This is a genomic window from Myxococcus sp. XM-1-1-1 (assembly GCF_020037095.1).
GTDB classification, from domain to species: Bacteria; Myxococcota; Myxococcia; order Myxococcales; family Myxococcaceae; genus Myxococcus; species Myxococcus fulvus.
Genome location: NZ_JAIQDH010000024.1, coordinates 29467 through 49792, shown reverse-complemented (window position 1 = coordinate 49792; position 20326 = coordinate 29467). Strand labels below are relative to the sequence as shown.

Annotated in this window: 16 protein-coding genes; 10 read left to right on the top strand and 6 right to left on the bottom strand. The window is 70.0% G+C overall.

What is annotated here, in order from left to right:
- Positions 1–9: 9 nt before the first annotated feature.
- The 3 genes from epsB to K8640_RS34375 all read left to right on the top strand — a co-directional run bounded on the left by epsB (position 10) and on the right by K8640_RS34375 (position 5193).
- Entirely contained in the window at positions 10–2211 is a 2202-nt protein-coding gene (epsB, locus tag K8640_RS34385) for a GH44 family glycoside hydrolase EpsB (RefSeq protein WP_223750945.1), read from the top strand.
- Positions 2208–3020, top strand: coding sequence for an exopolysaccharide biosynthesis glycosyltransferase EpsA (epsA, locus tag K8640_RS34380; protein ID WP_223750944.1), 813 nt, complete (start codon positions 2208–2210; stop codon positions 3018–3020). The genes epsB and epsA overlap by 4 nt, the downstream gene beginning before the upstream one ends.
- 115 nt (positions 3021–3135) lie before the next feature.
- Positions 3136–5193: a serine/threonine-protein kinase gene (locus K8640_RS34375; protein WP_223750943.1), complete on the top strand. Its 2058-nt coding sequence runs from the start codon at positions 3136–3138 to the stop codon at positions 5191–5193.
- An 83-nt stretch (positions 5194–5276) separates the two neighbouring features.
- Here K8640_RS34375 and K8640_RS34370 read toward each other — a convergent pair whose 3' ends face one another.
- The 3 genes from K8640_RS34370 to K8640_RS34360 form a co-directional block, all read right to left on the bottom strand.
- Positions 5277–5732 (bottom strand): type II toxin-antitoxin system VapC family toxin, encoded by a 456-nt coding sequence (locus tag K8640_RS34370; protein WP_223750942.1) that lies wholly within the window; start codon positions 5730–5732, stop codon positions 5277–5279.
- Positions 5729–6658 carry a hypothetical protein gene (locus K8640_RS34365; protein WP_223750941.1) on the bottom strand — a complete coding sequence of 310 codons (930 nt, stop codon included), beginning with the start codon at positions 6656–6658 and terminating at the stop codon, positions 5729–5731. Before K8640_RS34365 ends, K8640_RS34370 begins: the two co-directional genes overlap by 4 nt.
- 441 nt (positions 6659–7099) lie before the next feature.
- Positions 7100–9304: a phosphodiester glycosidase family protein gene (locus K8640_RS34360; protein ID WP_223750940.1), complete on the bottom strand. Its 2205-nt coding sequence runs from the start codon at positions 9302–9304 to the stop codon at positions 7100–7102.
- A 379-nt stretch (positions 9305–9683) separates the two neighbouring features.
- On the opposite strand from K8640_RS34360, the gene K8640_RS34355 reads away from it, so the two are divergent.
- Both K8640_RS34355 and K8640_RS34350 read left to right on the top strand, forming a co-directional pair.
- On the top strand, positions 9684–10514 hold the full coding sequence (locus tag K8640_RS34355; RefSeq protein ID WP_223750939.1) for an alpha/beta hydrolase: 831 nt from the start codon (positions 9684–9686) through the stop codon (positions 10512–10514).
- A gap of 174 nt (positions 10515–10688) precedes the next feature.
- Positions 10689–12275: a class A beta-lactamase-related serine hydrolase gene (locus K8640_RS34350; protein WP_223750938.1), complete on the top strand. Its 1587-nt coding sequence runs from the start codon at positions 10689–10691 to the stop codon at positions 12273–12275.
- 549 nt (positions 12276–12824) lie between these two features.
- On the opposite strand, the gene K8640_RS34345 is transcribed toward K8640_RS34350, so the two are convergent.
- The 3 genes from K8640_RS34345 to K8640_RS34335 form a co-directional block, all read right to left on the bottom strand.
- Positions 12825–14087, bottom strand: coding sequence for an RNA polymerase sigma factor (locus K8640_RS34345; RefSeq protein WP_223750937.1), 1263 nt, complete (start codon positions 14085–14087; stop codon positions 12825–12827).
- 1 nt (position 14088) lies between these two features.
- On the bottom strand, positions 14089–14484 hold the full coding sequence (locus K8640_RS34340; protein ID WP_223750936.1) for a YciI family protein: 396 nt from the start codon (positions 14482–14484) through the stop codon (positions 14089–14091).
- A 163-nt stretch (positions 14485–14647) separates the two neighbouring features.
- On the bottom strand, positions 14648–16030 hold the full coding sequence (locus tag K8640_RS34335) for an FAD-binding oxidoreductase (protein ID WP_223750935.1): 1383 nt from the start codon (positions 16028–16030) through the stop codon (positions 14648–14650).
- A gap of 196 nt (positions 16031–16226) precedes the next feature.
- Between K8640_RS34335 and K8640_RS34330 the strand changes: the two genes are divergently transcribed.
- The 5 genes from K8640_RS34330 (at position 16227) to K8640_RS34310 (ending at position 20161) form a co-directional block, all read left to right on the top strand.
- Entirely contained in the window at positions 16227–16967 is a 741-nt protein-coding gene (locus tag K8640_RS34330; protein ID WP_223750934.1) for a cyclopropane-fatty-acyl-phospholipid synthase family protein, read from the top strand.
- Positions 16968–17156: 189 nt separating this feature from the next.
- A complete protein-coding gene (locus tag K8640_RS34325; protein ID WP_141325103.1) occupies positions 17157–17438 on the top strand; it encodes a hypothetical protein in 282 nt (93 codons plus the stop codon).
- A 15-nt stretch (positions 17439–17453) separates the two neighbouring features.
- Entirely contained in the window at positions 17454–17882 is a 429-nt protein-coding gene (locus K8640_RS34320) for a DUF4326 domain-containing protein (protein ID WP_223750933.1), read from the top strand.
- 200 nt (positions 17883–18082) lie between these two features.
- Positions 18083–18478 carry a hypothetical protein gene (locus K8640_RS34315; RefSeq protein ID WP_223750932.1) on the top strand — a complete coding sequence of 132 codons (396 nt, stop codon included), beginning with the start codon at positions 18083–18085 and terminating at the stop codon, positions 18476–18478.
- Positions 18479–18541: 63 nt separating this feature from the next.
- Positions 18542–20161, top strand: coding sequence for a sigma 54-interacting transcriptional regulator (locus K8640_RS34310; protein ID WP_223750931.1), 1620 nt, complete (start codon positions 18542–18544; stop codon positions 20159–20161).
- Positions 20162–20326 lie beyond the last annotated feature (165 nt).

The window sequence follows — 20326 nt, the reverse complement described above, 5'->3', positions numbered from 1 at the left end:
GTTGAGTCCATGGAGGCAGGTGTGAAGGGTGCGCGGAGCAAGGCGGGCGCCGCCGTGGTGGTCTGCACGCTGGCGGTCGCCGGTGGCTCGGTGGCGCTGGCGCGCGGCGGTGAGCCCTCCGGCGAGGTGAAGCCCGCGGTGGGTGACGCCGCGAAGCCGGGCGAGACGAAGCCCGCGGCCGTCGAGGCGGCGAGCACCGCGCCGGTGGTCCTCTACGACGGCGGCCTCGGTGCCGGGTGGAAGGACATCGGCTGGGCGCCGCGCGAATTGCCCAAGGGCGCTCCGGCGCGGATGCGCCTGTTCAACTACGGCGGCTGGATTCTCTATCAGCCCAAGCTGTCGGGCAGCTTCGGGGCGCTGTCCCTGCGCCTGAGCGCGCCGGAGGCCTACGGCGAGTTCCTGGAGGTGCGGCTGGACACGCCCGGCGCGGTGTCCTTCCCTCGCGTGCCCGTGACGGCGGACCTGCAGGTGCGCAAGGACGGCGAGTGGGCCGACATCGTCATCCCCATGGAGCTGCTCAACCCCAAGGGGGAGGCGTTCGACCGCGTGGTGCTGCGCGCGTCGAAGGACGTGGGGCGCGACTGGGTGCTGCTCGACAAGGTGGCGCTGGTGCCGCTGCCGCCGGACGTGGCCGCCGCGCTGGCCGCCGGTGGAGGCCGCACGGGCAAGGGCAGCGGGCGCGACACGTCGATGACCATCGACTGCACGGCGCCCGGGCATGACATCAGCCCGCTCATCTACGGCATCGCGCTGGACGGCCTTCGCGAGAAGAAGGACCAGCACCAGTACAAGCTGGGCGCGACGACGCGACGCTGGGGCGGCAACCCCACCTCCCGCTACAACTGGAAGCTGGGCGGCGCGTGGAACACGGCCAACGACTGGTTCTTCCAGAACGTGGACATCGGCCTGAGCTACACGGACTTCCTCGAGTCCAACCGGAAGAACGGGATGAGCTCCGCGCTCACCGTGCCGCTGCTCGGGTGGGTGGCCAAGGACACGCGCTCGGTGGGCTTCCCGGTGGCGACCTTCGGCCCGCAGCGCGGCGAGGACAACGGCTCCGGCAACGGCGTCACGCGCGACGGCACGCCGCTCAAGCCGGGGCCTCCGTCGCAGACGAGCACCGAGGCCTCGCCCGAGTTCGTCGCCGAGTGGGTGCGCGCCATCCGCGAGCGAGATGCGGCTCGCGGCGAGCGCAGCGTGCACATGTACATCCTCGACAACGAGCCCATGCTCTGGAACTCGACGCACCGGGATGTGTTCCCGGAGCCGTTGACGTACGACGGGCTGCTGTCGCGCACGATTGCGTACGGCACCGCGGTGCGCAAGGCGGACCCGGACGCGCTCATCGCGGGCCCCGCCGAGTGGGGCTGGACGAACTACCTCTGGTCCGCGGCGGACTTCGCGCCGGGCAAGGCGCCGCACTCGGACCGCCGCGCGCATGGGGACGTGCCGCTGCTCCCCTGGTACCTGCGGCAGCTGCGCGAGCACGAGAAGAAGACGGGCGTGCGCATCCTGGACGTGGTGGACCTGCACTTCTACCCGCAGACGAACGTGGGCGTGGGGTTGGAGGGGAACACGGACCCGGAGACGAACGCGCGGCGCATCCGCTCCACGCGCGCCTTGTGGGACCCGACGTACAAGGACGAGTCGTGGATTGGCGAGCCGGTGCGGCTGCTCCCGCGCATGAAGGAGTGGATTGCGCAGAACTACCCGGGCCGGCGCATCTCGATTGGTGAGTACAACTTCGGCGCGTTCGGCCACATGAGCGGAGGCCTGGCGCAGGCCGAGGCGCTGGGCCGCTTCGCGCAGGAGAACATCTACTCCGCCTACTTCTGGCAGTACCCGACGAACGGCAGCCCGGTGTTCTGGGCGTTCCGCGCGTTCAGGGACTTCGACGGGCGGGGTGGCCGCTTCCAGGACGTCTGGGTGCCGGCGAAGGCGGAGGAGGGCACGAGCGTGTTCGCCTCGCGCAACAAGGACGGCACCAAGGTGGTGGCGGTGGTGCTGAACTTCGACCCGGACCAGGCGGCGCAGGCGCGGGTGAAGCTGAACGGCTGTGGGACGCTCGAGAACGTGCGCGTGCTGGGGTACTCGGGCGCGCCGGGCGGGTTCCTGCAGCAGCCGGCGGGAAACCATACGGCGGCGGGGCTGACGCAGCGGCTGCCGCCCTACTCGATGACAGTGCTTGATTTGACGGTGAAGAAGCCATGAGTACCGCGACTCCGGACACGAAGCAGACGACGCCGTTCACCACGGGCCACCCTCGGCTGAGCATCGGCCAGCTGGCCATCGACCAGCTCACCTTCGAGGAGGCGGTGCTGGAGATTGGACGGCTGGTGGACTCACGCCAGGGTGGCTACGTGTTCACGGCCAACGTGGACCACGTGGTGCTGGCGGAGGACAACGCGCAGTTCCGCGAGGCGTACTCGCGCGCGGCGATTTCGGTGGTGGATGGGATGCCCATCGTCTGGGCGTCGAAGGCGCTGGACGTGGCGTTGCCCGAGCGCATCGCGGGTTCGGACCTGATTCTGCCGCTGATGAAGCTGGGGGCGGAGCGCAAGTGGCGGGTGTACCTGTTGGGCGCGGGCCCGGGGGTGGCGGAGAAGGTGGCGCGAATCGTGGGGGAGAAGTTCGGGGTGGAGGTGGTGGGGTGGGATTCGCCGATGGTGCGCACGGACGCGGGGGACGCGCAGAACGACCCGATTGTCGCGAGCATCCGGGAGAAGGACCCGCACCTGCTCTTCGTGGCGCTGGGCAGCCCGAAGCAGGAGGTGTGGATTTCGCAGGTGTCGCAGAAGCTGGGCCCCACGGTGGCGATTGGCGTGGGGGCGGGGTTCGACTTCATCGCGGGCACGGCGAAGCGCGCCCCTCAGTGGATTGCCAAGGCGGGCTTCGAGTGGCTGTACCGCCTGGCCAATGAGCCCAAGCGCCTGTGGCGCCGGTACATCCTGAATGACTCTCGCTTCGCCACGATTCTGGCGCGCGAGCTGTGGAAGCGGACAGGCGGGAAGCCGGAGTAGGGCTGGCGAACCCATGGCCACCCTCGGGTGGCCAACACCTGACATTGCGTGGGTAAGGCCTCCCTGTCGGTCTTTGAATGGCCTGACAGTCCCTGGCTACGCTCAATGTCAGGCCATGAGTACGAACGAGAAGACGCGAGGGGAACGAGCGCCACGGGGAAGGGACTCGCTGGTCTCGACGCAGGTCAATGACTTCGTCATCGAGGAGCGCATCGGCGAGGGAGGGATGGGCGTCGTCTATCGCGCCGTCCATCCGCTGATAGGCAAACAGGTCGCCATCAAGGTGCTCCGCGCGGAGAACGTCACCCAGCAGCAGGTGGAACGTCTGCTCATCGAGGCCCGCTCGGTCAATGCCATCCGCCACCCGGGCATCATCGACATCTTCGGCTTCGGCACCCTGCCGGACGGTCGGCCCTACATCATCATGGAGCTGCTCCGGGGCCAGTCCCTCGCGGCGTTGCTCCAGCAGAACACCCGACTCGACCCGAACACCACCGTCTGGATTCTCGACCAGATGCTGTCGGCGCTCGGCGCGGCCCACGAGGCGGGCGTCGTGCACCGAGACCTCAAGCCCGGCAACGTCTTCCTCGCCCAGGGCCTGGATGGCACCCGCACCGTCAAGCTCGTCGACTTTGGCATCGCCAAGTTGATGCGCAGCGCCGACGGGCCCACCACCGTCGATGGCACCATCCTGGGGACGCCCGAGTACATGGCCCCCGAGCAGGTCCGCGGGAACACCGTCAGCTTCGCCACGGACCTCTATGCCACCGGCGTGATGGCCTTCCACATGCTGACGGGTGAGCGCCCCTTCAAGGGCGAACAGCTCCAGGTCCTCTTCGCTCACATCGAGCAGCCTCCACCCCTCCCCTCTTCCCGTGTCCCCGGGCTCCCCGCCGAGTTCGACACGCTCATCCTCCACCTGCTCGCCAAGGACCCCGCGCTCCGGCCCGAGTCCGCCGAGGCCGTGCGACAGGCGTTGAAGCGGATTCCGCCCACCGTCCTCTCGGCCCCCGCCACCGTCCCGCTCCCCGCGCAACTCCCCGTCCCGGAGAGCAGGACGAAGACCACCGCGTCCCAGGTCCGCCCCATGCTGCCCGGAGTACGCTGGAGTCGAGGCTCAACCTGGGCCGTTGGTGGAGCGCTCATCACCAGCGTCGCCCTGGGCAGTTTCTTCCTGGGCTCACGCCAATCCAGCACGACGAGTACGGCGACCGCATCTCAGATTCCGGCTCGAGAGCCCCAAGCCGCCGAGCACCGCCCTCCGCCCTCCGCTCGGACCGAGACGCCCCAGGCAATGCCCGACCCAGCGGGGACAGTCCGAACAGGGGCCCCCCAGGTGGCACGTTCAGAGGCGTCTCCCGAACCACCACCTCCTTCGACCCTCTCGAAGCACGCCCCGGCCACGGAGAAGACAGAGCAAGGCGCTCCGACCGAACAGGCCCGCGTCTCGGCCCTCACGGAGAGCGTGACGACGACGGAGAAGCAGGCCAAGTCCGGCCCTCCCAAGCGAGCCGCGGCGGTTCCCGCGAGTTCGAACAAGCGGCAGGGCGCCGTGCCCGCGGTCATGAGTCGCCACCCCCAGGCATTCCTCGCCCAGAACGCCAAGGCGCCTCTGGACGCGACGCTGCTCCAGCGCGTCTATCAACTCGAGGAGCGCTACCTGAAGCAGACCTCGGGGAGCACGCGCTCCACCGAGTTCGAACAGCAGCTCGAAAGCCTCCATGCGCGCGCACTCAGCGCGAAAACCCGGTCCGAGGTGACGAAGGTGAGCACCGCGCTGTCCGCGCTGAGCAAGGACCTGCCCACATTCCAAGCCGCCGGGTCCGCATCCGACACCACCACGAAACCCAACCTGGACGGCCCACCGCCCCAGACCGCCGCACCCTCCCCGACCCCCCAGGCGGCGCTCCGCGCACCAGGGCCCCAATTCCTGGCGATGCTCACCACCCCAGCGCTGACTCCGGACGATGAAGGGCTCGCCCGTCGCCTCATCCACCTCAAGGCGGTTTACCTGGAGCGCGCCTCGAAGCGCGAGTATCCCAAGCTCCTCGAGGACCTGTTGGTCCGGATCCACGACCTCTCGATGAAGGCAAAGACCCCCACCACCATCACACAAATCCACGACGCACTGGATGGATGGGAAGAGGTCCTCAACGGGGCCACTCCGAAGTAACCCGCGGCCCTCAAACGGACGAGGTACGAGGTGGCTCCGAGGGCGTGAGCACCGGCGCAGCGTGCACGTGCCCCCCGCCCCCCTCACCCACCGCTGGACGCCTCGCCGGCAGGTACCGGGTCGAACCAGGAACGTGCCAGCAGGCTCTCGGAGTGCAGCAGGTCGAAGTCCTTGTCGGTGGTCAGCAGCAACGCGCTGACCGCCGAGGCGGTGGCGGCGATCCACAAGTCGTTCTTGCCGAGCACTCGTCCCGTCGACCCACAGAAGACATCGAAGGTCGCGTACCGCTCGAGCACCGCGTCCAGGTGGATGTCCACCACCACGAGCTGCCGAAGCAGCTCGTGAAGCTTCGAGACCTTCTGCGCTCCCCAGGCTCGCTTCTTCGCGAAGGCCAGCAGCTCGCCCACCGTGACGACGGAGACGAGCGGACGGTGGCCCTTGCTCAGCAAGCCATGGACCTCCGCCACCCGCTTGCCGAGCGAGGAGGCCCTCAACAGGTGCACCAGGATGTTCGTATCGAGGAGCACCAGCCCGCTCACGAGAACTCCCGCAGGGCGGCGGACAGCTCCTGCTCCGTCTCCTCACCGGGCCATTGGCCGAAAATCGCGCGGAGGCCCGAGCGCTCATCCTGCGATTGCCTCAACGCGCGCGGGTCCATCGGAGTGAACAACGGCCTTGGGAGCACCGACCAGAGCGCCGCCTGCTGCGCGGACGAGGGCTCGAGGTGCTCCGCCTCGATGCGCAACACCGAGCCGGAGGGACGGAACACGGCCACGCCCGACACGATGACGTTCTGACCAAACGAGGCCGTCACCCTGTCGGACTCCAGACGCTCCCAGACCCCTCGAAGCGCGGCACCGCCCTCCAGAACCAGGGTGAAGAAGCGGTCGCTGTGCCGGATGGCATCCAGCTTTCCCGCGATGCGGATGGCCCGGGGCGGAGGCGTCTGCCGACGCAACCTCACCACACGCTCCACGCCCTCCGCGTCGATGTGGAACGTGTGCCCGTTGACGACCTCGATGCCCTCCACGCCCTGGTCGAGGAGCCTGGAGAACGCACTGAAGGTCTCCACCAGCCCCTCATCGAACCTGTCGCTGTCCGCAACGCCCGCGAGCGCATCCTCGAGCCCCGCCTCGAACAAGTCGACCGCGCTCCCCTCCGCGCCCACGTCGGACAAGGCCTCGCTCGAGCGCAGATGTCCTGGGAGCACCTGCCTCAGGGGCCTCGACTCCACCTTGAAGACACCGGCCTCGGACTGCGGCTCCAGCAGCAGGTCGAACTGCGCGGCGGACCTGAGCCACGAGGGCATGCCTCCGCGAGCGGTGCTGCGTCCCTCAATGCGAAAGCGGAGGGCCCGCTGCGCGCCCTCCACGAAGATGTGCAGCAGGTCCTGGAACAACGGCGCCGAGATTCGCTCCGGATGGACCGCGGCCCCCTTCAGCTTGATTTCATGGAGCAGGCTCATGGCAGGCCTCCAGGATGAAGCCCGTGGAGGACTCGCCGCGAATTCAGGCAAGCAGGCGTCACTTCTGTTTCAAGCATGCATCTCCTCCCTCGCGTGAAGGGAGTCATGCCCGGTGCCACGTCGACCCCGTGTCACTCCTCCCCGCCGCCGGAATGAATCTAGACAGCTCTGGCACCTCGGCCAAAGCGAAGCCGGCGATTGCACGAACGAGGCCCACGGCGTCACACCCGCACGGATGACCGCCCACCCGAGAGGCCGGTGTCCGCACACGAACCTTCCACTGTTTCGAGCAGGCATCCCAGGACGTGGACGCGACATCCCATCCCGGATGAACACGAAACCCGTCAGCGCCGAGAATCCGAGCCTCGGCGTGACGGGCGCATCATCCACATGGCCTCTCGAAGCGGCGCGCCACCCACGCGCCGCCTCGAGCACGTCACGTCACTCCCCCAGGCTGAGCCGCAGGCCGTAGGGGATGGTCTGGTTCTTCGCCCAGCCCGGCTCCACCTTCACCTGGTCGTCGCGCACGAGCGTCGCCGAGTCCGAGCCGTCGAACGACACCGCGTCATCCACGCCGAGCTTCACCAGCGCGTCGCGAATCTCCGAGAGCGTCTTGCCCGGCTTGGAGCCGTCCTCCTGCGCCACCACGTACGTCGTGCCCGTGTCCCGGTCGTAGCCGACGATGACCTTGCCAACCTCCTTGCCCCGCTCCTCCTGCGCACGGAAGCTCTCGTTGTTCCGCTGCGTCAGGTCCCCCGAGAACGCCCCGGGGTCTCCCTTGTCCGGCGCCGCCGCGTCCGTGCCCGGCTTGTACTGATTGCCCACGCCGTACGGCGTGCCGTCGATGATGACCGGCACCGCGCCACCAAACGCCACGTTCGCGTCCTTCGGCGGATCCCCCTGCCCGAACTTCATGCCCGAGTCCGTCCACGCCGCGTAGAAGCGGTCCGGATCCGAATTTCCCGCAATCACCTCGCCGTTCTTCACCACCTGCCCCACCGGGTTCGTCCCCCACGCGGCGAAGTCGTAGAAGCTCGTGTTGACGATGGTGTCACTGCCCGGCTGCTTCCCCGCCGCCTGCGCCTCCTCGGTGAACGACGGCGAGAGCCCGAGCACGTCCGCCACACTGCCCCCGTTCTCCACCAGCGACGCCTTCGGGTTCCTCATCGCGACGACGTGGATGCCCCCGTCCTCGAACTCCACCGGCTGACGCGGGTTCGCCTTCAACGTCTCCGACACCGACACCGCCAACCGCTCGCCGTCCTCCGGCGTCGTCGGCAGCTTCAGCTGCTGCGTCTCCGCCGAGCGCTGCGCCTCGCGCTGGAGCACGTCCACCGTCGCGCCCTTGCGGCTCAACGTGATGTCGCCGTTGCCCGGCAACGCGTGCCCGTCCGTCCCCGCGCCCGGCAGCCGCGCGTACGACGCGTCGTCCACCACGTGGATGCCGACGCCGCGCGCGTCCAGGTCCTCCAGCGCCTTCTTGCCCTCGGGCGTCGAGCCCAGCTCCGTGCGCAGCCGCTCCACGGACGCCTTGTTCGCCGCGTCCGCCAGCTCCTTCGTCTTGGCGGCATGGGCCTCGAGGAGCTCCTGCCTCAGCCCCATGTTCTGCGGCAAATCCTTGGGCGGCCCCGCCTTCACGTGCGCGTCGTAGCGGTCCCACGCCTGCTGCTCGGCCGGGCTCGCGTCCGCCACCATCATGTTCCGCAGCTCGGGCGACAGCTTCGCCTTCTCCAGCTCCGCGGCGCGCTCGGGCGAGCCGGGCGGCGTGTCGAAGATGCGCTGGGCGTCCGTCGCCGGCACGCTGCCCACCTCCTGGTACTGCGGCTGCGCCTTCTTGTACGCCTCCATGGACTCGTACGACTGGTTCGTCGTCGGGTCCAACACCTGCTCGCCCTGGCGCACCACCACGTGTCCCGTCTGCCCCTCGGCCCCCGGCCGCTGGTCCTGCAGGAACACCATCTCCGAGCGCGCACGCAGCTCCGGCGATGCCTTGTCCACCCAGTCCGCCGCCACATCCAGGCAGTTGACCTTCCCGTCCTTCGCGTCCTCCGTCAGCAGCGTGGAGCCCTCCGCGCTCCCCGTCGGCGAGGGCACGTTGCCCAACAGCTTGTCCATGCCCTCTCTGCGCGGCGCGGCGTCGAACGACGACACGTCCGACGTGGCGGCCCTCGGCTTCACGCCGTTGACGCTCTTGTCGTCGAACGGCTGCGCCAGCCCCTGCTGCGTCGCCAGCACGTTCGCCTGACCCATGGCGCCCTGCGCCTGCCGGGCCGTCCGCGCCGCCTTCTCCTCCGCGGCCCGCAGCGCCTCGTCGGCCTTGGATGCGCGCTGCTCGGCCACCTTCTGGGCCTTGGCCGCCGCCTCGGCCTCCTTGCGAGAAGCCTTCTGCTCCTCGGGCGTCTGACCCGGCTGCTGGGCCTGCTGCTTCGCCTTCGCCGCTTCCGCGCGAGCCTTCTCCTGCGCGAGCCGCGCCGCCTCCGCGGCCCTGCGGGCTGCCTCCGCCGCCTTGCGCGCAGCCTCCGCCGCCTTGCGCGCAGCCTCGGCCCGCTGCCGGGCTTCCTCGGCGCGTCGGGCCGCGTCCGCTCCAGATGCCCCCGATGATGAACCTGTCGAAGAGCCACCACGAATCGACGTCGTGCCGCCCATCAGTCACCCCTTTTCGCGAATCGAGACCGTCTACCGATTCTCGTTCCGACGAATTCCGGAGTTCCTAGGGACGCTCGCCGAGCCCGATTTAGTTGCCCGCGAGACAGGACCTCGCGTCGAACGGTCGTTGCGTATCGTGGCTTTCCACGAGGCGCAGAAGCCCGCGCAGTCATCGTGCGGGCCTCGAGACCGACGAACGACCCCGCGCGCGGTGCTGGAGACGCTCGGCGCCGTGACGAAGCAGCCCCTCCGGATTGTTTCCGGGATGGAAACAGTGCTCTTCCCGGGAGCCCGTTTTTCGCCCCGGCCCGAATCCGTACTGTTCCTCTCGTCAACGCCGCACACCGCGACGACGCGGTGAACCGAGAGGGAACACGTCATGAGCGCCACCATTCAGCAGACCCAGGGCCAGCCGGATACCATCGTCCTCATCCACGGCATGTGGATGACGCCGCGCAGCTGGCAGGGCTGGATTCAGCGCTACGAGAAGGCCGGCTACCGCGTCATCGCCCCGACGTGGCCGGGGCTGGAGGGCGGAGTCGAGGCGCTGCAGAAGGACCCGACGCCGCTCAACAACCTGGGCGTGAAGGACATCGTCGACCACTACGAGCGCATCATCCGCGCGCTGCCCACCCCGCCCATCCTCATGGGCCACTCGTTCGGCGGCGCCTTCGTGCAGCTGCTGTTGGACCGGGGCGTGGGCGCGGCGGGCGTGGCCATCCACTCGGCGCCCGTGAAGGGCGTCTACACACTGCCCTTCACCACCATCAAGTCGACCGCGTCGACGCTCCTCAACCCCGCCAACGTCAAGCGCCACGCGCCCATGACGCCCGAGCAGTTCCACTACGCCTTCACCAACACGCTGACGCAGGAGGAGTCGGACGAAATCTACCGCACCCAGTACATCCCCGGCTCGGGCCGGGCGCTGTTCCAGGGCGCGCTGGCGAACCTGACGCCGCGCTCGGAAGTCACGGTGAATCTGCGCAACGACGCGCGCGCCCCGCTGCTGTTCCTCTCGGGTGACCTGGACGTCATCCTCCCGGCCAGCATCCAGCGCGAGAACGCGAAGCGCTACGCGAAGTCGAGCGCCGTCACGGAGTACGTGGAGGTGCCCGGCCGCTCGCACTACACCGTGGCCCAGCCCGGCTGGGAGGCCATCGCGGACCAGGCCTTGAGCTGGGCCGTGGAGCACGCCGCCGCCCGCAACTGAAGGTCCCTGTCGTGAAGAAACCCGGGGAGTGTCCCCACGCGCGTCGCCTGGCGACCCAGGGTCGACGCTCCCCGGAGGATTCGGGAGTTCCTCACGGCGCTCGTCGAGGCAATCATGTGGAACCCCGTGCGTACCCACCCGGTTATCGCGCGAGTCCCCCAGGAATCCCCATCCATGTCCCGACTTCCGTCTCTCCGCCTCGCCGCCGTGTCCCTCTCGGGCACGCTCGCGCTCGGTCTGCTCACCGGCGCGGCTCCCTCCAAACCCCAGACGCAGTGGCTGTCGCGTCCCGCGGAGGCCGCGCGCGTGGCCCGCGTGGAGGAGGGCCTGCCCGCCATCGCGCTGCCCGGTGAGACGCCGCGGCACCTGTCGCTGCCGCAGTGGATGGAGCTGTACAAGGTCCCCGGTCTGAGCCTCGCCGTGTTCGACCAGGGCAAGCTCGTCTGGGCCAAGGCCTACGGCGTCAAGCAGGCGGGCGGAGATGAGCCCGTCACCGTCGACACCCTCTTCCAGGCCGCGTCCATCAGCAAGCCCGTCACGGCGATGGCCGCCATGCACCACGCCGAGAAGCACAAGTGGTCGCTCGATGAGAACGTCAACGACAAGCTGGTGTCGTGGAAGCTCCCCGACAACGACTTCACGAAGGAGCAGAAGGTCACCCTGCGCCGGCTGCTCTCTCACACCGCGGGCACCACCGTGCATGGCTTCGCGGGCTACGCCGTCGACGCGCCCCTGCCCACGGTGCAGCAGATTCTCGATGGGGAGAAGCCCGCCAATTCGTCGGCCGTGCGCGTGAACACCGTGCCTGGCACGCTCACCCGCTACAGCGGCGGCGGCACCACCGTCGTCCAGCAGTTGCTCGTCGACCAGTTGAAGAAGCCGTTCCCCCAAATCATGAAGGAGACGGTGCTCGCGCCGCTCGGGATGAAGGACAGCACCTTCGAGCAGCCCCTGCCCGCGTCGCTCGCCTCGCGCGCCGCCACCGGCACCACCCCCGACGGCGAGCGCGTCCAGGGAGGCTGGCACGTGTACCCGGAGCTGGCGCCCGCTGGCTTGTGGACGACGCCGTCGGACCTGGCGCGCGCCGCGCTGGAGATGTCCAAGGCCACCAAGGGCCAGTCGAAGCGCGTGGTGTCGCAGGCCATGGCGAAGCAGATGCTCACCCGTCAGCCCGAGTCGAAGTCCTTCGGCATCGGCTTCTTGCGAAACCCGGGGCAGGACTGGTTCGGCCACGGCGGCGCGAACGAGGGCTACCGCGCCCTGCTCGTGGCCTTCGCCGAGTCCGGTAGCGGCGTGGTCATCATGACCAACTCGGACAACGGCTCGCGACTGTTCGAGCGCATCATGGCCAGCGCCATCTCCGTGTACGGCTGGAAGGGCTACACCGTCGAGCCCGAGCACCCCTCGGTGACGGTGGACCTGCTGGTGCGCACGAAGAGCGTCGAGGACGCCATCGCGTGGTTCAAGGCGCGCAAGGCGGAAGCGCCCCAGGACGAGAAGCTGTCCGCGGACGTGCTCAACGAGCTGGGGTACTCGCTCTTGCGAGAGGGGCAGCAGGCCGACGCGCTGAAGCTGTTCGAGGCCAATGTCGCGCTCTTCCCCCAGGACGCCAACGCGCACGACAGCCTGGGTGAGGGCTACGTGGCCGCGGGTCGCAAGGCCGAGGGCGCCGCGAGCTACCGCAAGTCGCTGGAGCTCAACCCGAAGAACGACAACGCGCGCAAGGTGCTGGAGACCCTCGGCGCCGCGACGACGAAGTAGTCCGCCCGGGGTGTTACCGGGGCGAAGACCGTGCTCTCTTTCCTGGAGTCCGTCCTTCGCCCTGACGTGCATCGGTATTGTTCCCCCCGTCAACGATGCACACGGTGACGGCGGCCTCCTCGGCCAGCATCCAGCGCGAGAACGTGAGGTCGCGCGGCGGCCGACGAGCGCAATACCGTGCCGCTGGGAGACCCTCGCGGAGCAGGCCGTCGAGAGACAGAGGCTCCTGTCCTGAAGGAACTCCGTCGAGGGCCCCTCAGGCGCGTCACCTTCGGAGTCGACGCGCCGCGGAGGGTGGAGGGCACGTTCGGCTTCGTCACCAACGAGGCTCTCGCGGTGCCGCGCTCCGAGCCGACTCGCCCCCGAGGAGGGCCCGTTCGTCAGTGGCGAGCTTCGTCATCCATGAAGCACTCGCGGTACCTCGCTCCGGACCGCCCGCGCACTGAGTCGCCCTCCATCATCGACCCTGCGCTCCATGCGACGGGTTGGCGCGAGGCCTGACCCGGGAGCGCGTCGACCGCGCACTCCAGCGATGCGCTCCATATCCGACTACAGGCCCGCGGACTCGCTCAACCGCGCGGCCTGCAGCAGCAGATAGTCGCGCTCCGGCAGGCTCGTGGTGCGCTCGGCGGCCTTGCGGTAATGCACCACCGCCTTCGCGGGCTCACCGGCGCGCTCCAGCAGGTGCGCGCGGACCGCGTCCAGCCGGTGGTTCCCGGCGAGCCGCCCGCCCTTGTCCAACACGTCCAGCAACGTCAGCCCCGTGCGAGGCCCATGCACCATCGCCGTCGCGATGGCGTGGTTGAGCGCCACCATCGGGTTGTCCGTCAGTCCCATCAACACGCCGTAGAGCGCGAGAATCTGCGGCCAGTCCGTGTCCTCGGCGCGCGTCGCCTCGTCGTGCACCGCCGCGATGGCCGCCTGCACCTGGTACAGCCCCAGCGAGCCCTTCGACAGCGTGGCCGAGATGAGCGCCACGCCCTCGGCAACCATCGCCGCGTCCCAGAGACTCCGGTCCTGTGCGTCGAGCGGAATCAGCTCTCCCGACGTCCCCGTCCTCGCGGCCCTCCGCGCATCCGTCAGCAACATCAGCGCGAGCAGCCCCGCCACCTCGCCGTCCTCCGGCAACACCGTGTGCAGCATCCGTGTCAGACGGATGGCCTCGCCCGACAGGTCCGTGCGCAGCACCTGGGCCCCGGAGGTCGCCGCATACCCCTCGTTGAAGATGAGGTAGAGCACGTGCAACACCGCGCCCAGCCGCTGCGCGGTCTCCTCCGGCGTGGGCTTCTGGAACGGCACCCCGGAGGTGTGGATGCCCTGCTTGGCGCGGCTGATTCGCTGCGCCATCGTCGCCTCGGGGACGAGGAACGCCCTGGCGATCTCCGCCGTCGTCAGGCCGCCCACCGCGCGCAGCGTGAGGGCAATCGCCGAGGTCGTCGTCAGCGCCGGGTGACAGCACATGAAGAGCAGCGCCAGCGTGTCGTCGCGCCCCATGGACTCGTCCCCCATCACGGGCAGGACGAGTTGGAGCTCCGGCGGCACCATGCTCACCACCAGCTCCTCCCGGTGGCGTCGGGCCGCCTCGGCGCGCACCTGGTCGGTGATGCGCCGGGAGGCCACCTGGATCAGCCAGGCGCGCGGGTCCTCCGGCACGCCATCGAGAGGCCATTGCATCGCGGCCGCGAGCAGCGCCTCCTGGACCGCGTCCTCCGAGGCTCCGAAGTCACGGAACCGTCGGAGGATGGCGCCCAGCACCCTGGGCGCGTGCTCGCGCAGCAGGGACTCGATGGGGTGGCCTGCTGGGGACTTCACGTCAGAGGAACTCGGGAGGAGGACCGCTCATCACCTGCCGGACCTCGATGTCCATGTTCATCGGCTTGCCCGCGAGGCCCGGCGCGGCGGACGCCTCGGCGGCGATGGCATAGGCGCGCTCGGGGCTGTCCACCTCCACCAGCCAGTAGCCCACCAGGAACTCCTTCGACTCGGGGAAGACGCCGTCGGTGATGGGCTTGCCGTCCGCCCCCGCCTTCACGCGCTTCGCCTGGTCCGGCCCGGCCAGCCCCTCGGCCGCCAGCAGCTCTCCCGCGGAGGAGAGCTTCTTCGCGAACGACACCATGAACGCGATGTGCGCCCGGATGTCCTCCTTCGGCCAGTTCATCATCGCGTACGGGCCCTGACCGGCGTGGTTCATCATCAGCATGTACTTCATGGGTGGCTCCCTCTTTCCGTGTCGGCCGCGCCCCGGAATCGGGGTGCGTTCACCCCTATGTCGAAGCTGCGGAGAGCTTCTCGACATGCCTCCGAAAATACCCGGCGATTTCCGCAAGCCCTCGTCATTCCAGGGGAGTCCGTGCCCCTGGAAGGGATGAGGCTCAGAGCACCTTGCCCGGATTGAGGATGCCGAGGGGGTCCATCGCGGCCTTGAGGCGGTGGTGCAGGCGCAGGCCCTCCTCGCCGAGCTGCCGCCCCAGGAAGGGCTGCTTCAGCGCCCCCACGCCGTGCTCACCGGTGATGGTGCCGCCCAGGTCCAGCGCGGCCGCGAGGATGTCATCGAACGCGCCGCGTGCCCGGATGAGCGCCGCGGGGTCCTGGCGGTCGAAGACGACGGTGGGGTGCATGTTCCCATCGCCCGCGTGGCCGAACGTCCCCACGAGCACCCCGCGCTCGGCGGCGATGCGCTCCACGGCGGCGAGCAGCTCGGGGATTCGGGACAGGGGCACTCCCACGTCGTCGAGCAGCGTGGCGCCTTGTCGCTCGAGCGCGGGATAGGCGAGGCGGCGCGCGGTGAGCAGCAGCTCGCCCTCCGCTTCATCGGTGGAGTGGGTGACGAAGGTCGCGCCCGCGGCCTCGCAGACGGCCGCCATGGTCTCGATTTCCGCCACGCCCTGGTCGCCGCCCGCGTCCGAGCGCGCCAGCAGGAACGCGGCCGCGTCCACGTCCAGGCCCAGGGGTTTGTACGCCTCCACGGCGCGGCAGGTGGCCTGGTCCATCAGCTCCAGCATGGACGGGCGCGTGCGCGCCATGATGTCCGTGACGGCCGAGCCCGCGCCCGCGAGCGTGGGGAAGGTGGCGACCAGCGTCGTCGCCCTGGGGGGCTTGGGGCGAAGGCGCAGCGTCGCCTCGGTGATGACGCCGAGCGTGCCCTCCGAGCCGACGAACAGCCGCGTCAAATCGTAGCCCGCGACGTTCTTCACGGTGCGCCCGCCGGTGCGCACCACCGAGCCGTCCGCGAGCACGACCTCCAGCCCCAGCACCGCATCCCCGGTGACGCCGTACTTCACGCAGCACAGGCCGCCGGCGTTGGTGGCCAGGTTGCCACCCAGGCTGGAGAACTCCCAGCTCGCCGGGTCCGGCGCGTACCAGAGCCCGTGCGCCGTCGCGGCCGCCTTCACCTCCGCGTTCAGCACGCCCGGCTGCACGACGGCGAGCATCCCCTTCGCGTCGACCTCCAGCACCCGGTTCATCCGCATCAGCGACAGCACGATGCAGCCCTCCAGCGCGTTGGCGCCGCCAGACAGTCCCGAGCCCGCGCCCCGAGGCACCACCGGGACCTTGTGCGCCGAGGCGACCTTGAGCACCGCGCGCACGTCCTCCGTGCGGGTGGCGCGCACGAGGACGCCAGGGGTGCCCGCGGGGGCCCACTCGGCTTGATCACGCCGGTGCGCCTCCAGCACGTCCGCGTCGGTGACGAGGGCATCAGCGGGGAGCACCGCGGCGAGCGCTCGCACCAGGGCTGCGTTCGTGTCCTTCGTCATGGAGTGCCCTCGCGGCCGCGTAACGATTTTTGAAGCCGAGGCGCCGTTTCTAACGATTTCCTGGGCAAAAGCCCTTTCTCTAACGATTTCTAAACCCGGTGCGGAGCACCTGCCGCCGGCTCCCGCGCCCTGAGCCTTCGACGCGCGACGCCCACGGCCCCTCGCGCGGATTCGGCTAACCTCCGCCTCACGCGCCATGGCCGAGGACGCCTCCACCCCGACGACATCCCCCCGGCTGTCCTTCCCCCGGCTCCTGCTCGTGCGCCTCTGGAGCCTGTGGCTGGACGCGGTGAACCGGGCGGCGGACCTGGCCGTCCTCGTATGGCGCCCACGACTGCTCGGCCCCGCGCTGTCCCTGTGGCTGCGCGAGCTGCTCGTGTCGCCCTACCGGCCGCGTCGCTCCTTCGAGGTGGTCCGCCTCCTCCAGTCCAGCGGCCAGGGCTTCGACGAGCTGATGTACGGCGAGACGCCCGTGCACACCGCCCTGTCGCTCTTCCAGCGGGCCGGGCTCACCGCCCACGGCCACCTGGTGGACCTGGGCGCCGGACGCGGCCGGGCCCTGCTCGCCGCGCGCTGGCTGGGCGCCCGGGCCACGGGCATCGAGCTGCTCGAGGAGCACGTCACCCTCGCTTCCGGCCCCCTGTCCCGGGCCGGCGCCGTGCTGCGCCAGGGCGACGCGGCCCTGGCCGACCTGGGCGAGGCCACCCATGTCCTCGTCAACTGGACGGCCCTGTCCCCCCAGACGCGCACCCGACTCGTCGCCCGCCTGCGCACCTGCCGCCCCGGCACCCGCGTCCTCACGGTGACGCGCCCCATCGAGGCCCCGGGCTTCACCGTGCGCTCCCGACACCGCGCCCTCTTCACCTGGGGCCTCGAGCCCGTGTGGATTCACGAAGTCCCGGACTCCACCGCCCAGGTCCCGACTTCCACCGCTTGAGAATCCCCGCCCGTCCGAGGGAGTGGGCGCACCCGACCCTCCAGTGGCTTCCTCTCGTGGGCCTTACTGTCTAGTCTCGCCGGTCCGATACCGGCCGGCAGGACCCGGGCGCGGTGCGTCCCTCTTTCCGTGCCGGATGACCCGGGCCCCGGACCTCCCCCTTCCGGGGCCCCACAGGAGCAGACTCAGATGAAGGCTTGGATGGCCGTGGCGATGCTGGCGGTGGTTCCCCTCGTCGGATGCGGTGGCTCGCGTGAGCTGAACCGCGCGCGCGCCGAGACGAACGTGCTGAAGAAGACCACGGAGGAGCTGCGCTCGGAGAACGAGGCGCTGAAGACCAAGGTGACGGAGCTGGAGGGCGAGGTGGCCAGCGTCACCAAGGAGCGCGATGACCTGAAGGCCGCCGTCGAGCAGGCCGCCGCCGAGGCCGCCGCCGCTGCCCAGTCCGCCGGCAAGAAGCGCAAGAAGTAGTCGGGGGACCCGCCGATGACCGGGGCGCGCACCCAGGCGGTCCATGTCCACGACGGCTGCGACGTGTACGTGGGCCGGGCCTTCCGCGCGTGGGCGAAGCCTGGCCCCACCAACCCCGTGCCCGGTCGCTTCGGCAACCCCTTCAAGCCCGGTGGCGTCGGCACCCCGGGCGCCCTGTGGAAGAAGTACTTCGCCCCCTGGGTCGCCGGGCTGCCGGGCGCGGAGCCACAGCGCATCCACGAGGAGGCCCTCCGCCGCATGGGGCCCAACGTGGATGCCTTCGAGTCCTTCCGCTGGTACCTGGAGCTGCGCTCCCGCCATGACGCCGCCTGGCGCGAGGACGTGCTCGCCCTGCGCGGCAAGCGCCTGGGGTGCTGGTGCAAGCCCGGCCCCTGTCACGCCGACGTGCTGGTGTCCTGGCTGGACTCGCGCGCGAAGCGCTGAGGCCCCTCGCGCCGGTGTCGACATGTCGGGCTCGCGCTCCGACGTGTCGGAAGCCGTGTCGACCCATGTGTCGGAGGCCGTGTCGACGGGGTTCTCCCTCGGAGGACCGGGCTCGGGGCGCGCGGCACACGCGCTGCAGTGAGGGCAGGCACCGGGGGCACACGAGGCCCCTGGCCCATCCCTTCCCATTGGAGTGCGCCATGCCCGAAGTGAGCGTCGAGAAGCCGACCCAGACGAAGCCCGGCCCCGAGTCCACCGAGAGCCTCACCGCCACCATCGTCAACCAGACCTCGGGCGACCTGGTGCTGGTGAAGTCCATCACGAACCAGCAGTGGACGCAGCCGCCCCCGAGCGTCATCCCGTCCGGACAGTCCGGCCGCTTCATCAGCCCCGGTGACTTCAGCAACCCCTCCACCGGCTATGTGGTGTACCAGGCGTCCGCGGTGAACAACGCCACCTTCACGCTCAACTGGGACATCCCCTCGGTGGGTCCCAACAGCTTCAGCTGGCCGACGACGCCCGGGCTGGTCGCGAACGAGAGCGGCTCGCTGAGCGGCTGGAACATCTCCGCGTCCTGGTTCGTCAGCGCGGGCTGAGGCGCGCGGGCGGGCCCGAGGGCCTCATGCTCCCGACTCGGCTAGCATGAGGCCCCGGCCACCATGTCTCCGACGCTCGCCGATGTGTCCACCGCCGCCATGCCCCAACGCGGTGGAGGTCCGCAGGGGCCTCGCCTCGTGCCCGCGCTGACGCTCGTCTCCCATCCCGTGCCCGCGCGCGTCGGAGAGCGGCTCCGACTGGATGCGCTCGTGGCGGGACGCGAGGTGGCGCTGTCTCGCAACGCGCCGGACTTCACGCGTCCCGGGTCCGCGCTGGGACAGCCGCTGAACGACCCGTTCATCAGTCGCAAGCCGTTGACGTTCGCCCCGGGCTCGAAGCCGGGGAGCGTGCGGCTGACGTGCACGGCCGGTGGCGAGCGCGTGGTCATCGCCGGCTCGGCGCTGGAGGGCACCTGGGAGCTGTCGGAGGCGGAGCTCCTCCAGGGTGTGCCGCTCGAGCTGGGCGGGCGCGTGGTGGTGCTGCTGCACCTCATGGACGCGGCGGAGGACTCGGCCACGGTGGACATGCTCGGCATGGTGGGCGAGAGCACCGGGGTGCGCCGGCTGCGTCGACACATCGAGCGCGTGGCGGACCTGGATGTGCCCGTGCTCATCCGCGGCGAGACGGGGACGGGCAAGGAGCGCGTGGCCCAGGCCATCCACCAGCGCAGCCGTCGGCGAGAGGGCCGCTTCCTCAGCGTCAACCTGGGCGCCATTCCGAAGGAGCTGGCCGCGGCGGAGCTGTTCGGTACGCAGAAGGGCGCGTACACGGGCGCGGCGCAGAGCCGCGAGGGCTTCTTCCGCGCGGCGCATGGGGGCACCCTCTTCCTCGACGAGGTGGGCGAGGCGCCGCCCGAGGTCCAGGTGATGCTGCTGCGCGTGCTGGAGACGGGCGAGCTGTATCCCGTCGGAGGCACCACGCCGGTGGCCGTGGACGTGCGGCTGCTCGCCGCCACGGATGCGGACCTGGACGAGCGCATCCGTGATGGGCGCTTCAAGGCGCCGTTGCTGCACCGGCTCGCGGGCTACGAGGTGCATGTGCCTCCGCTGCGCGAGCGGCGTGAAGATTTGGGCCGGCTGTTCTTCCACTTCGCCCGTGAGGAGCTGGCATCGCTGGGCGAGGCGCACCGGCTGGACAACGAGGACGCGTATGCGGCGCCGTGGTTGCCCGCGCCGCTGGCGACGCGGCTGGTGCGCTTCCCGTGGCCGGGCAACATCCGGCAGCTGCGCAACCTCGCGCGGCAGCTCGTCATCGGCAGTCGCGGAAAGCCGACGCTCCAGGCCGAGCCTCGACTGGAGCATGAGCTGGAGGTGGCCGCGGCCTCGACCCCCGGGGCCTCGGTGTCTTCGCCCGAGCCCGTCGCGGAGCTTCGGGCCCCGGCGACACCACGTCGCAAGGCTTCACAGGTGACGGAGCAGGAGCTGCTGGCCGCGCTGCGCGAGCATGCGTGGGACCTGAAGGCCACCGCCGAGGCGCTGGGCATCCCCAGGCCGTCGCTCTACGACCTCATCGACAAGAGCCCGAACCTGCGCACCGCGGGCGACCTGCGCTCGGACGAGATTGCCCAGGCCCACGAGGCACACGGCGGTGATTTGGACGCGATGGCCCGAGCGCTGGAGGTGTCTCGCAAGGCGCTGGGCCGGCGCATGAAGGAGCTGGGCCTGACACCGCGCGGGGAGTGACACACGCTCCCGCGTGGCACGGTGCATGCTGTCTCCGCGTGCATCGCGACATGTGTCGATGGGAGGGAACGTGAGGAACGGAAGCTGGGTCCTGGGAGTGTTGCTCGTTGCGGGCTGGGCGGCGTGCGCGTCACGGACGCGTGAGACAGTCGGCGCGCCGGAGTC